Source organism: Micromonospora sp. WMMA1363 (assembly GCF_030345795.1).
GTDB lineage: Bacteria > Actinomycetota > Actinomycetes > Mycobacteriales > Micromonosporaceae > Micromonospora.
The window spans coordinates 3,354,487-3,367,475 of record NZ_JAUALB010000001.1; the positions used below are offsets into that span (position 1 = coordinate 3,354,487).

Below are 12,989 nucleotides of genomic sequence, written 5' to 3' on the forward strand. Positions count from 1 at the left end.
GCGTCGGGCCGGCGCCGGCGCGGGCCGGGGCCTCGCATCGGACTCGCGCGAAGGTCTCACCCGGTCAGGCGGTGGCGAGCAGCTGGTCCACCGGGGCGTAGTCGTCGGTCAGCACGAGCGCGCCGTCGACGAACCCGGCCAGTGTCTCCTCGCTGAGCACGGTCACCGTCGGGTCTACCTGGTCGAGCCGGGCCCGCACCGCCGCCAGCGGCAGCGCGGCGTTCGAGGCGACGACGAGGAAGTTCGACCCCTCGGCGCCGGCGAGCGCGGCCGGCGGAGCGACGAGCGCGACGTGCCGGAACTCGGCCGCCACGGTGGCCACCTGGCTGCGGACGAAGCGCAGTGGCGGATAGTCGATCACGTTCTGCACGTACACGCCCCCGGGGCGGGTCACCCGGCTGATCTCGGCGGCCATCTCCCGGGTGGCGAGGTGCCAGGGCACCACCAGATGCCCGAACGCGTCCCCCACCACCAGGTCACGGCTGTCCGTGGGCTCGTCCGCGGCCAGCATCCGGGCATCGCCCACCACCGCGCGCAGATCCGGCCCCTGCCGTACGCCGAGCTTCTCCTCGCCCAGCTCGACCAGCCCGCCGTCGATCTCGAACACCACGTTGTCGGTACCCGGCCGGGTGGCGGTCAGGTACCGGGGCACGGTGAAGCCGCCTCCGCCCAGGTGCAGCGCGTCCAGCCGCCGCCCCGCCGGCGCGGCCACGTCGGCCACCGCGCCGATCCACTTCGTGTACGCGTACTCCAGGTGGGTCGGGTCGGCCAGGTCCACGTACGAGTGCTGCGCCGAGTTGAGTAGCAGCGTCCGCCCGCTCTCCCGACCCGGGTCGGCCTCGACCCGGGCGCAGTGGTAGGCCGTCTCGATGTCGCACGGGTTCGGCGCGACGGTGGTCAGTCCGGCACCGACCAGGCCGAGCACCGCCAGCGTCGCCTTCACGCGGGCCGGGCCGGGTAGCCGTGCGCCGGCGCCCCGGCGCAGCCACCCACCGAGGACCAGCCCGGTGACCCCGAGCGACACCGCCAAGCCGAGCAGAATTCCAGTGCTGGGCAGGGCCGCCACCAGCACGAAGCCGGTGACCAGGGTGGCCGTCACGGCCCCCAGCGTGCCGATCGAGGACAGCCGGCCGACGACCTGGCCGGTGCGGCGCAGGTCGGCGAGCTGAAGCTTGACCACCATCGGGGTGACCGCCGACAGCAGCATCGCCGGCACGAACACCGCGAGCGCCACCAGCAGCAAGATCGCGCTGGCCGCCCCGCCCCGCAGTACCTCGCCCGCGTACCGGACCACGGGCAGGGTCACCGCGGTGGCGATGCCGGCCAGGACCAGCGCCGGAGCCAACAGGGTGCGCGGGTCCCGTCGGTCGGCGAGCCACCCGCCGGCCCACGCCCCGTACGCGATGGCGGCCAGCGCGATGCCGATGACCGAGCTGGTCACCTGGAGGGTCACCCCGACGTACGGGCCGACCAGGCGCAGCGCGGCGGTCTCCAGCACCAGGACCGAGCCGCTGGAGAAGAAGACCAGGAACGCGGCGAGGCCGGTGGGCAGGGCCCGGCCGGCTGCCCGCCCGAGTTGGGTCGGCGGGGCCGTGACGTCGGACGATGCAGGGTTCACCCGCGCGATGGTACGCAGTGAACCCGACCGGCGACGTCAGGACATCGAAACATGAACATGATTCGTATGGTCTGCGGCGGGGCTCCCGCCACCGCTGTACGACCGCCAGCCGGTGCTCGGCATCCAGATCTGCCGGTACCAGATCACGTACATCACCCCGAGCCGGCTGGCGTTGCTCTTGAGATAGTTGGCCAGGCTGTCACCGTACGCCTTGTCGCCGCCGGACGCGGAGACGTTCTCGAACCCCCCGGTGGCGGCGGCGAAGTCGCAGGCCCGCCCCTTCGGGTGCTCGCCGTCGCCACCACTGCGGTGACAGGAGACGTACCGCTTGTAGTTGGCCGCCTGGGCCTGCTGGAGCATGTGCAGGGTGCGCGGGGTGATGCAGCCCGAGGTGGTCGGATCCTTCACCGAGCAGGACTCCGCCGGCCAGGAGCCGTCCGAGTTGCGCGGCGCGGGTTTGGCGGTCGTCGACAGGCCGCTGAAGCCGGAGCTGCTCCCCGAGCTGACCGCGGCGAGCGCCGCCTCGGCCGCCTTCTTGTTCTTCGCCAGCACGGCAACCTGCTTCGCCTGCTCGCGGACCTCGGTGTCGATGGCGATCTTGGCATCCCGCTTCGCCTGCCGGGCGTCGGTCAGCTCGCGCACCGTCCGACCGTCACGCTGGGCCATCGTGTCCAGGCTCACCACCCGCTCCAGGAACGCCTCCGGCGACGTGCTCTCCAGCAGCATCGCCGCCGAGGTGAGCCGGCCCAGCCGATACGACTGCGCCGCCACCTCGCCGACCTGGCTGGTCAGGTCCACCAGGCGCACCTCGACGGCCTTCAGCTCGGCGCCCAGCGCCTGCTGCCGGCGCTTGGAGTTGTCCAGCTTCGCCGTCGCGTCGATGTGCGCCTTGGCGGTGGCCGCCAGGGCATCCCGTAGCTTCTTGCTGCCCCCCTCGTTGGGTTCGGCGTACGCGGGGGCGGCACCGAAGCCGAACAGCAACGCCACGGCGACGAGGACGACGATCAGCGGGCCACGACGCCCGCGGGGCAGGGACGAACGCACGGTGCATCCTTCCGATCGGCCGCCGGCCCCCCGTCGGTGCCACAGCGCGGCGGCGGCTCCACCGGCGCCGGACGGCGGCCTGCTGGTGAAGACCGCCGGACACGATACCCGACCTGGTGCCGGCGACCAGGCCCCGTAACCCCGCGAACCATCGATCATCGACGCTCGGTTGCTCCGCTGTCACGCTGCGCCGAGCAACGCCTCCCGCACCTGCGCCCAGACCCGCTCGTTGGCCGCCACCAGCAGGCCGTGCCCGTCGTCGGCCGGGTGGTAGTCGGAGCCGTCGAACCGCCGGGCGACCCCGCCGGCCGCCCGCACCAGCAGGGTGCCGGGGGCGTGGTCCCACGGCAGGGTGCGCCAGAAGAGCACGAACTGCTGGGCGCCGGTGAGCAGGTCCAGGTACTCCCGACCGGCGCAGTGCTGACCGGGGAGCAGCTCGCCCAGCCGCTCGCCGCCGGCATTGACACGCGCTCGGGCCGACGGCGGCAGGTAGCGGGACATCGCCGCGCCGCGCAGCCCGCCGGGCGCGGCGGAGACCTCGGTCATGCGCACCGGCCGCCCGTCGAGGTACGTCCGGTCGCCCACACGCGCCGCCGCCAGCGTCCCGGCGAGCGGATCGAGTACCCACCCGGCGTACGGCTCCCCGTCGGTCAGCAAGGCGACCATCACCGCGAACGGCTGTCGTCCGGCGGCGAAGTTCGCCGTGCCGTCGACCGGGTCCACCAGCCACACGTCACCCGACCCCTGCAGGTGCCGCAGCAGCCCCGGGTCGTCGGCCACCGCCTCCTCGCCGACGACCACCGAACCCGGCCGAAGCCGGCGCAGGCCGGCCGAGATCAGCTCCTCGGCCTGGCGGTCGGCCACGGTGACCAGGTCGCCGGGGGCCTTCTCGGCGACGTCGTCGTCGTCGAGCTTCCCGAACAGCGGCAGCACGGCCTGGTCGGCCGCCTCGCGAAGCAGCCCGCCGACGTCGTCGAGCAGTGTGTCAGCCACGCGGCGGAAGCTTGACCACGCTGACGAAGAACTCGTCGATCTGCCGCACCACCGAGATGAACCGCTCGAAGTCCACCGGCTTGGTGACGTACGCGTTGGCGTGGAGTTGGTAGCTGCGCAGGATGTCCTCGTCCGCCTGGGATGTGGTCAGCACCACCACGGGGATGCGACAGAGCTGCTCGTCCTTCTTGATCTCCTCAAGCACCTCCCGCCCGTCACGCCGAGGAAGGTTCAGGTCGAGCAGGATCAGATCCGGCAGCACCACGTCCGCGTATGGTTCCTCGCGCCGCAGATACGCCAGGGCCTCGGCACCGTCGGACACCACGGTCAGGCGGTTGCGAAGCTTGTGCTCCTCGAACGCCTCCTGGGTCATCAGCACGTCACCCGGATCGTCCTCGACCAGCAGGACCTCGATCGGGCTGTTGCCGTCCGCCGGAACGGTCATCCCACCGCCTCCCTCATGCCACCTGTTCTATCGCCTCCTGACACCCCACCGGGGCTGTCCGGGCCATCCGTGGCCCCGACACCGCCGGCGGTCTCGCCGCCGTCCGCCCGTCCGCCGTCCGCCCGGACGGTCGTCGTGTCCTCGGCAGCGTCGACCTGCTCGGGCAGTGCCGGCACGGTGAACCGGATCGCCGTCCCCCCGGAAACGCTCGTATCCACCCAGACCCGGCCATCGTGATACTCCACGATCTTCTTGACGATCGCCAGTCCGATGCCGGTGCCCGGGTAGGCGTCCCTGGCGTGCAGCCGCTGGAAGATGACGAAGATCTTGTCGGTGAACTCCGGCTCGATCCCGATGCCGTTGTCCTCGCAGCTGATCTCCCACTCGGCACCGACCAGCCGGGCCGACACCCGAACCTTCGGCGGCACTCCCGCGCGGCGGAACTTGACCGAGTTTCCGACCAGGTTGGCCAGCAAGTTCGTCAGCAGTGGCGCCTCGCCCCGGATCACCGGCAGCTCGCCCCAGGTCAGCTCCGCATCGGCGTACTGCCGGGCGGCCTCGGTCTGCGCCGCCACGTCACCCATCACCTTGTTGAGGTCGACCTCGGTGAAACCGGTGGTGAGCCGGCCGATCCGGGAGAAGGCGAGCAGGTCGTTGATGAGCCGCTGCATCCGCTGCGCCCCGTCCACCGCGAAGGCGATGTACTGGTCGGCCCGCTCGTCGAGCTGCCCGGCGTACCGGCGCTGCAGTAGCTGGCAGAAGCTGGCCACCTTGCGCAGCGGTTCCTGGAGGTCGTGCGAGGCGACGTAGGCGAACTGCTCCAGGTCCCGGTTGGAGCGGGTCAGCTCCTCGGCCTGTCGCTGGAGCTGGCCGTTGACCCACCCGATCCGCTCGCGCGCCTCCCGCACCTCGTCGAGGTCCTCGGCGATCTTCCGCCGCATCGCGTCGACGTCCGCCGCGAGGCGCTGGAACTCGGGCGGCCCGCTACCCGCGATGACATGCCGGTAGTCGCCCCCGGCCACCTGGCGCACCTGAGCGGCCACACCGATCAGCGGACGGACCACGATCCGGTCCAGCGAGACCAGCAGCACCACCCCGGCGACCACCACCACCAGCACCGCCGCGATCAACAGCACGACCAGCAGGCTGCTGGTGCGGTAGATGCGCCCGGCGCCCCGCTCACGCTCGGCCAGGATCCCGTCCTGGAGGGCGTCGAGGGAGGCCCGGATGCCGTCGAAACGCAGCCGGCTCTGGTCGCTGACCAGCGCCTGCCCGGCCGCCGTGCCGTCGCGGGCGGTGACCTCGATGATCGGCTCGGCGACGGTGGCACGCCACTCGCCCGCCTGCGCCTCCACCGTGTCCAGCTGGCCGGCCAAATCCGGGTAGGGGCCGATCAGCGACCGCATCCCCTGGTAGAGCTGCCGTTCCCGGTCCCGGCCCTGGTGGTACGGGGTCAGGTTGTCCGGATCGCCGGTCACGGCGTAGCCGCGGACCGCGGTCTCCTGATCCACCAGGACACCGAGCAGTTCCTGGGACTGCGCCCGCAGCGGACCCGAACGGTCCAGCACGTTGTGGGTGTACTGACGGTTCTGCGCCGCCACCACGATGACCGCGGCGACCAGGATACCCAGCAACACGCCGACGACGGTGAGCAGCGCGACCACGCGGAGGCGAAGCGTCCAGCCCCGCACACCCGTCATCACCGACCACCGCCCCGGGTGACCAGCAGCATGGCGACGTCGTCGGCGAGCGGGCCGCCGTTGAGCTGCTCAGCCTGCCCGACCAGCCACGCGGGCAGCTCGGGCAGCGGCACCCCGGCGGCGACCGGATCGGTGAGCAGACCGGTCAGGCCGGCCACGTCCAGGCGCTCGTCACCCTCGTCCACGCGTCCCTCGATCAGGCCGTCGGTGTACATCAACAAGGACCAGTCCTCGGTGTCGAACGTCAGGTCGTACGCGACCGGCCGGCGCGGCTGCACCCCGAGCAGCAGCCCGCCGGGCGCCGGGACGGGCGCGACCCGCCCCCCGGCGAGCAGCAGCGGCGGCGGATGCCCGGCCAGCCGGACCGTGGCCCGGTTGGTGTCCAGGTGCAGCCGGGTGGTGGCGACCGTCGCGAATATTTCCTGGAGCCGGCGCTCGCTCGTCAGCACCTGCTCCAGCGCCGGCAGCACCTCGTCGTCGGGCACGCCGGCGAGGATCAGCGCCCGCCAGGCGACCCGCAGTTCGACGCCGAGCGCCGCCTCGTCCACCCCGTGTCCGCAGACGTCGCCGACGATCAGGTCCACCCGGTCGGGCCGGGTCTGTACCACGTCGAAGAAGTCACCGCCGATCAGGGCGGCGTGCCGGCCGGGCCGGTAGAAGGTGTGCACCGCGACCTGATCGGTCGTCATCAGCGGTTGCGGCAGCAGCCCACGCTCCAGGCGGGCCGACTCGGCCTGACGCAGCTCCACCTCGCGCAGCCGGCGGGCGTTCTCGTCGGCGCGCTTGCGCTCGACCGCGTACCGCAGCGCGCGGGTCAGCAGCACCCCGTCGACCTGCCCCTTGACCAGATAGTCCTGCGCGCCCTTGGCGACCGCGACGATGCCGAGGTGCTCGTCGGATCGGCCGGTGAGCACGCACACGGCCGCGCCGCTGGCCATCTCCAGCACCTGGCGCAGCCCGTCGAGGCCCTGCGCGTCGGGCAGCCCGAGGTCGAGCAGGACGCAGTCCACGCCCACCACGCGCTGGCGTGCCTCGTACAGGCTCGCCGCCACCAGCAGGTCGATGCCCGAGTTGGTCTCGGCGAGCAGCTCGCCGACCAGGAATGCGTCGCCCTCGTCGTCCTCGACCAGGAGCACCCGCAGCTGCTCGGCCGGCGGCAGGCCGGGGTGCTGCCCCCGGCCCTCCAGCGGGTCGGGGCGGGACGCGACGGACCGACCGGCCAGGCCGGTCGCCCGGTGCGGCCGGGGCACCGCCGCCGCGAGGCGCGGGAGATCGCTGGTGATGTCGGCTCCTTCCGAGTGCCCTGCTGATCCTGTATCAGACAACGGTCCCATACAACACGACGACCCCGGCCCGGCCCTCGATGCCCGACTCAGGGGGAACAGCAAGGAACTAGAAGGACAATTCGGCTGGTGGCCCGCCGATTCGCCGTGGCGCACGTCTCACCGCCGGCCGGCGGGGGTGCAGGATGATGCCACCCCACCCGAGGAGTCACCGTGGCCGAACCTCCCACCCCGACCGTGGACCACGCGCCGGCCGGCGCACCGCCGCGCGTACCCGCCACCGACCGCACGCTCACCCGGCCCCGCCGGCGCCTCGTGGCCGCCGCGGCCACGCTGGTCGCGCTCGTCGCCGTCGGCGCCGCCGCCCTGATCGACCTGCGCACCCCCGCGCCACGGCCGCCCGACGCGCCGCCGGGCGAGTTCAGCGCCGCCCGGGCGTACGCGCACGTACAGGTCATCGCCGCCGGCGCCCACGTGGCCGGCAGCCCCGCCAACGACCAGGTCCGCGAGCACCTACTCGGGGTGCTGCGCGGTCTCGGCATGGAGACCGAGGTGCAGGACACCGTCGCCGCGGAGGCCGGCCAGCTCAGCGGGGCGGCCGGCGGCACCACCCTGGCCCGGGTGCGCAACGTGGTGGCCCGGCTGCCCGGCACCGACCCGACCGGGAAGGTCTTCCTCGTCGCCCACTACGACTCCGTGCAGTCCGGGCCCGGCGGCAACGACGACGCCGCGGGCACCTCGACGATCCTCGAAGTGGCCCGCGCGCTCACCGCCGGCCCGCCGCCCCGCAACGACGTCGTCTTCGTGTTCACCGACGCCGAGGAGGCGTGCCTGTGCGGCGCGTCCGCGTTCGCGTCGAGCCATCCACTGGCCGCGGGCGGCGGAGTCGTGCTCAACCTGGAGGCGCGCGGCAGCACCGGGCCGGTGATCATGTTCGAGACGTCCGAGCGGAACGCCGCACTCGTGGCGGCCTTCGGCAGGGCCGCGCCGCACCCGGTGGGCACCTCGTTCGCGGTCGAGATCTACCGTGCCCTGCCGAACGACACCGACTTCACCGCCTTCCTCGACGAGGCCGGCTTCGCCGGGCTGAACTCGGCCTACATCGACGGCGGGGCGATCTACCACACCCCGCTGGACGCCCCGGCCACGGTGGACCGGGGGAGCCTCCAGCACCACGGCGACAACACTCTCGCGCTGACCCGCGAGTTCGGCCGGGTCGACCTGGCCACCCTCGACGCCGGGCACGACGCCACCTACTTCCCCGTCCCCGGGGGACTGGTCCGCTACCCAGGCTGGCTGACGCTGCCGCTGGCGCTGATCGCGCTCGGTGGCGTTGTCGCGCTCGGCTGGCTCGCCCGGCGTCGGGGCCGGGCGACCGCCGGCCGGCTCGTCGCCGGCTTCGGACTGGCGCTGGTGCCGCTCGTGGTCGCTCCGCTCGCCGCCACCCTGCTCTGGGCCGGGGTCACCGCGGTGCGCCCCGGCTACGCCGGACTGCTCGACCCGTACCGGCCGACGTGGTATCGGCTCGCCGTGGTGGCACTCGCCGCCGCCGTCCTGTTCACCTGGTACGCGCTGACCCGCCGTCGGGTCGGTCCGGCCGCGCTGGCGATCGGCGCGCTCGGCTGGCTGGCCCTGTTCGGGGTGCTGCTCGCCGTGCTGGTGCCCGGCGGGGCGTACCTCGCGACCCTGCCGGCGCTGGCCGGCGCGCTGGCCGGGCTGGTCGCACTGGCCACCCGGATCGACGGCCCGTGGCCGGTGGTCGCGCAGACCCTGGCCGGCGCGGTGGCGGTGGTGCTCCTGCTGCCCACCGTCGTCCTGCTCTTCCCCGCGCTCGGTATGGACCTCGGCGGCGTCGCCGCGCTGGTCACGGTGCTCCTCGGCCTGGCCGCACTACCCGTGGTCGACCTGCTGCACCCGCCGGCCGACGGGCAGCATGGGCCGGTGGCCGTCCGGGCCCGCCGGCTGGGCGGGCTGCCGGCCGCCGCCGCGACGCTGGCGACGGTGGTGTTCGCCGGGATCGGGCTCGCCGTCGACCGGTTCGACGCCGGGCACCCCGTGCCCACCCACCTGATGTACGCACTCGACACCGACACCGGCCAGGCCCGCTGGCTCAGCCACGAGGCCGAGCCGCAGCCGTGGACGGACGGGTACGTCGACGGCCCGGTCTCGCTCGCCGCGGACTTCCCGATCTTCGGGGACGAGGAGTTGCTGGCCGGCCCGGCCCAGCCGGCCGACCTGCCCGCGCCGGCGCTGGACGTGCTGGCCGACACCACCGCCGGCAGCGAACGCACGCTGCGGCTGCGGCTCGCCCCGCAGCGCGCGGTCCGCCTGGCCACCCTGCACGTGGACACCGGCACGGCAACGGTCCTGCGCGCCGAGGTGGCCGGCCGGTCCGTACCGGTCGAGCCACGCGCCGGTCGCTGGGGTTTCGGGGTGGTCTTCCACGCCCCGCCGGCCGAGGGCGTCGAGGTGACGCTGACGGTGATCCCGCGGGCGGATCGGGTGGCGCTGCGGGTGATGGACGCCAGCGACGGTCTGGCCGCCCTTCCCGGCTTCCGCCCCCGCCCGCCCGACGTCAGCGTCGCGGGATCGCACAGCTCCGAGTTGCTCGCGGTCGCCCGCACCTACTCGCTCTGACCCCATTCCTGACCCCGCGATCACGTACCTTTTGCCTGGAACAGAACGGGGCCAAAGGGCGCGAACCGTAGAAACCACACGCGTGATCGCGGGGCCGGCGCTACTTCCAGCGGAAGTGGACGAAGAGTCGGCCGAAGTTCTTCGAGTCCTTCTCGACCCGGTGGTAGAGCTGCTTGACGTCCTTCTGCTCCAGGAACCGCAGCACCCGTTTCTTCAGCTGGCCGGAACCCTTGCCGGGGATGATCTCCACAAGAGTGGCCTTCTTCGCCACCGCCTCGTCCATGATCTCGCGCAGGGCGCGGTCGATGTCGCTGCCCTTGTTGTAGATGTCGTGCAGGTCCAGCTTGAGCTTCATCGCCGGGCCTCCACCGGGTCGGGTTCCATGGCTGCCCATGGTAGGCGGCCCGCCGTCCGGAGGGCCTAATACTGCAACGGCGGGTCGTGACTTATGGCGGTTTGAGTCGTTTGCGGTAGTGGGCGGCTCGGGCTTGTTCCTGGCGGCGACGGCGGAAGTCGGACCAGCGCAGGATGTGGTCGGCTCGACGGCGGGTGGTCAGGACGAGGTGGGCGAACAGGCGGCGGATTTCGTTGCTGCTCAGCGGGATCTGGCTGCGCTCGTTTGCGGTGGTGCCCCCTTTGCGGCTTCGAGGGCGCGGGTGACGACGAGGAACGCGGCGGCGGCCATCGCGAGGGTGATGTGGGCGTACCAGGCGTCGTAGCGGCGGACCTGGTACTGGTCCAGGCCGACCTCGTTCTTCGCGGTCTGGAACGATTCCTCCACCGACCAACGGCTACCGGCGACCCGCACCAGGTCGCGTAGTCGGGTGCCGCGGGGGCCGAAGCAGACGTAGTAGGCGATGTCGCCGGGATCCGTGATCGAGCGTCGGGCCAGGACCCAGCCGCGGCGGCCGTGGGCAAAGGTGCGGCGGATCGGCAGCCGAGCCCAGTCGTAGCGGCGCGGCCCGTGCGCGCCGTCACCACACGACAGTCGTTGCCACGCGCCCGCACGCACCCTGCCGATCAGCTCGTCGACACCGGTGGTGGTGTGCAGCCCGGAGGGCACCCGATCGTCGCGTCGGGTGGCCATCACGTACGCGATGTCCCGATCCTCCAACCAGCCCCGCAGGCCAGGGTTCTGCCCGTAGGCCTCATCGGCCGTGAACCACGAAAACGGCACCCCCGCGGTGACCGCCCGCTCCAGCATGGCCTGCGCCTGCTGCGGCTTGGTCGCGAACCCGACGGCGTCCGGGATCGCCGAGCGCCGGCACCGGTCCCGATCACCGGTCCACGACTTGGGCAGGTACAACTCCCGATCGATCAACGCCCGACCCCGCGGCGTGGCGTAGCACAGGAACGTGCCGATCTGGCAGTTCTCGGTCTTGCCCGCCGTACCCGAATACTGCCGTTGGACCCCCGCCGACGCACGGCCCTTCTTGACGAACCCCGTCTCGTCAGCGATGAGCACCCCGGCCGCATCGCCGATCTGGTCCACCACGTAATCGCGCACGTCATCGCGGACCGCGTCCCGATCCCACGCCGCGCTGCACAACATGCCCTGCAACCCGTCCGGCGACACATGCCCAGCCTGCTCCGCGAGGGTCCAGCCGTTACGCCGCTCCAACGGTGCCAGTAGCCCCCGCACATACGCCCATGCCCGCCGCCGCGGCTCCACCCGCTCAAACCGATGCGCGAACCGGAAGAACAACTCCTCCAACCCGGCATCCCACGACCCGACCACCCGCGCATCCACCACAACCAACCAACGAATGATCAGCACCCGAAGCTACGACCCGCCGTTGCAGTACTAACCGCGGCCGGCGCAGGGCTGTCCTGCGGCAAACCGGTGCCCGTCACCGGGATCGAGCTGTCCCACCCGATGATCGACAGACTGGCGGGATCGAGTCACCTGCTTCCGCAACGCAGCTCGGCACCTGCTGCCCGGCGGGCCGCCCCGCCCCGGGCAGCGCGACAGGGCAGCCCGCACGGGCTGCCCTGTCGCGCGCTCAGCGGCCGACCCGAGCCTCCACCCGACGCAGCGCCGCCTGGTAGTCGTCGTTGCCGTGGTACATGGCCGCCGCGATGCGCAGGTGCCGCAGCGCGTCGACCGGCCGGTTCAGTCGCTCCAGCGTCCGGCCCAGCACATGGTGGGCGTAGTGGTCGCTGGGGTCCCGGTCGACCAGTTCACGAAGCTGCTCCTCGGCCCGGCGCAGCTGCGCCGACTGGAAGTACGCCCGGGCCAGCAACTGCCGCACCGCGCTGTTGCCGGGCTCGGCCTCGACGATCGGCTCGAGCAGCCGGGCCGCCCCGCTCGGGTCACCGGCCTCGAAGAACAGAGTCGCCCGCCGGTACTCGGCCAGAAGATCCATTCGACCCACCCCTCGTGTCCCGTCGCCATTCCCCGACGCTGGCACAACATCAGCCGTACCGCGACTGTTCCCCGGCGAAGGTCGGGTGGTCAGCCGGACCGCGCAGCGGTGAGGTCCCAGGCGCGGACGCCGCCGACGATGCCCGCCGTGTTCGGTACCACCACGACGTCGTCACCCATCCGGGCCAACTGCTCCGGCCGAACCAGCCGGGAGTTGCCCCCGCCCAGGTAGAGCCGGTCCCAGCGGAACACCGGCCGCAACCCCTCCACCACCTGCCGGACCCGGCGGGACCAGAACGCGTCGCCCAGGCGGCGCCGCTCCACCTCGCCGACGTACGTGTCGTACGTCGTGCCCCAGCGCACCGGCGCGTGGGACAACTCGAGGTGCGGGGCGAGCACCCCGCCGTCGAAGAGGGCGCTGCCCAGGCCGGTTCCGAGGGTCAGCACCAGCTCGCATCCGGTGCCGGCGACCACCCCGGCCCCGTGTACCTCCGCGTCGTTGAGCACCAGCGCCGGCACGTCGAAGGCGTCGGCGAGGGCGCTGCGTGCGTCGTACCCCGACCACTCGGCGACCAGTTCCGGGTCCACCCGGCTACGCGGGCCGGAGCGGGTCACGTAGTGGGGTGTCGCCACCACGACCCCGTGCCGGATCATGCCCGGCATTCCCACGGTCAGGCGGTCCGCGGCCGGCAGCCGCGACCCCAGGTCGCGCAGCGTCTTGACGAAGAGCGCGGGCGACAGCGGGTACGGGGTCGCTACCCGCAAGGGCCGCGCCCGCATCGTCCCCGCCGCGTCGAGCACCGACGCCTTGATCCCGCCGCCACCGCAGTCGAACGCCAGAGTCGTCACCACGACTTGTGAGTCTGCCGCCCACTCCGCGCACCTACCCCTCGGGTCCGCAGAA

General features: G+C 72.6%; 11 protein-coding genes. 1 reads left to right on the forward strand and 10 read right to left on the reverse strand.

What is annotated here, in order from left to right; translation table 11 throughout:
- Window positions 1–64: 64 nt before the first annotated feature.
- The 6 genes from QTQ03_RS15520 to QTQ03_RS15545 all read right to left on the reverse strand — a co-directional run bounded on the left by QTQ03_RS15520 (window position 65) and on the right by QTQ03_RS15545 (window position 7,050).
- Window positions 65–1,618, reverse strand: coding sequence for a fused MFS/spermidine synthase (locus QTQ03_RS15520; protein ID WP_289278660.1), 1,554 nt, complete (start codon window positions 1,616–1,618; stop codon window positions 65–67).
- Window positions 1,619–1,654: 36 nt separating this feature from the next.
- Window positions 1,655–2,662, reverse strand: coding sequence for a coiled-coil domain-containing protein (locus tag QTQ03_RS15525; protein ID WP_289278661.1), 1,008 nt, complete (start codon window positions 2,660–2,662; stop codon window positions 1,655–1,657).
- A gap of 180 nt (window positions 2,663–2,842) precedes the next feature.
- On the reverse strand, window positions 2,843–3,655 hold the full coding sequence (locus QTQ03_RS15530) for an inositol monophosphatase family protein (RefSeq protein WP_289278662.1): 813 nt from the start codon (window positions 3,653–3,655) through the stop codon (window positions 2,843–2,845).
- Window positions 3,648–4,100, reverse strand: coding sequence for a response regulator (locus tag QTQ03_RS15535; RefSeq protein ID WP_289278663.1), 453 nt, complete (start codon window positions 4,098–4,100; stop codon window positions 3,648–3,650). The genes QTQ03_RS15530 and QTQ03_RS15535 overlap by 8 nt, the downstream gene beginning before the upstream one ends.
- A complete protein-coding gene (locus QTQ03_RS15540; RefSeq protein ID WP_289278664.1) occupies window positions 4,097–5,800 on the reverse strand; it encodes a sensor histidine kinase in 1,704 nt (567 codons plus the stop codon). The genes QTQ03_RS15535 and QTQ03_RS15540 overlap by 4 nt, the downstream gene beginning before the upstream one ends.
- Complete coding sequence (locus QTQ03_RS15545) at window positions 5,800–7,050, reverse strand: PP2C family protein-serine/threonine phosphatase (protein ID WP_502889866.1); 1,251 nt, start codon at window positions 7,048–7,050, stop codon at window positions 5,800–5,802. The genes QTQ03_RS15540 and QTQ03_RS15545 overlap by 1 nt, the downstream gene beginning before the upstream one ends.
- 246 nt (window positions 7,051–7,296) lie before the next feature.
- Between QTQ03_RS15545 and QTQ03_RS15550 the strand changes: the two genes are divergently transcribed.
- Window positions 7,297–9,720, forward strand: a complete 2,424-nt coding sequence (locus QTQ03_RS15550; protein ID WP_289278665.1) for a M28 family peptidase — start codon at window positions 7,297–7,299, stop codon at window positions 9,718–9,720.
- Between the two features lie 100 nt (window positions 9,721–9,820).
- On the opposite strand, the gene QTQ03_RS15555 is transcribed toward QTQ03_RS15550, so the two are convergent.
- The 4 genes from QTQ03_RS15555 to QTQ03_RS15570 all read right to left on the reverse strand — a co-directional run bounded on the left by QTQ03_RS15555 (window position 9,821) and on the right by QTQ03_RS15570 (window position 12,937).
- Complete coding sequence (locus QTQ03_RS15555; RefSeq protein ID WP_289278666.1) at window positions 9,821–10,075, reverse strand: Smr/MutS family protein; 255 nt, start codon at window positions 10,073–10,075, stop codon at window positions 9,821–9,823.
- A 240-nt stretch (window positions 10,076–10,315) separates the two neighbouring features.
- The gene (locus tag QTQ03_RS15560) at window positions 10,316–11,458 is read right to left on the reverse strand and encodes an IS701 family transposase (RefSeq protein ID WP_289279559.1); all 1,143 of its coding nucleotides are present in this window, start codon (window positions 11,456–11,458) and stop codon (window positions 10,316–10,318) included.
- 265 nt (window positions 11,459–11,723) lie between these two features.
- Window positions 11,724–12,086 (reverse strand): tetratricopeptide repeat protein, encoded by a 363-nt coding sequence (locus tag QTQ03_RS15565; RefSeq protein WP_289278667.1) that lies wholly within the window; start codon window positions 12,084–12,086, stop codon window positions 11,724–11,726.
- A gap of 89 nt (window positions 12,087–12,175) precedes the next feature.
- Window positions 12,176–12,937 carry an ROK family protein gene (locus QTQ03_RS15570; protein ID WP_289278668.1) on the reverse strand — a complete coding sequence of 254 codons (762 nt, stop codon included), beginning with the start codon at window positions 12,935–12,937 and terminating at the stop codon, window positions 12,176–12,178.
- Window positions 12,938–12,989: the final 52 nt, after the last annotated feature.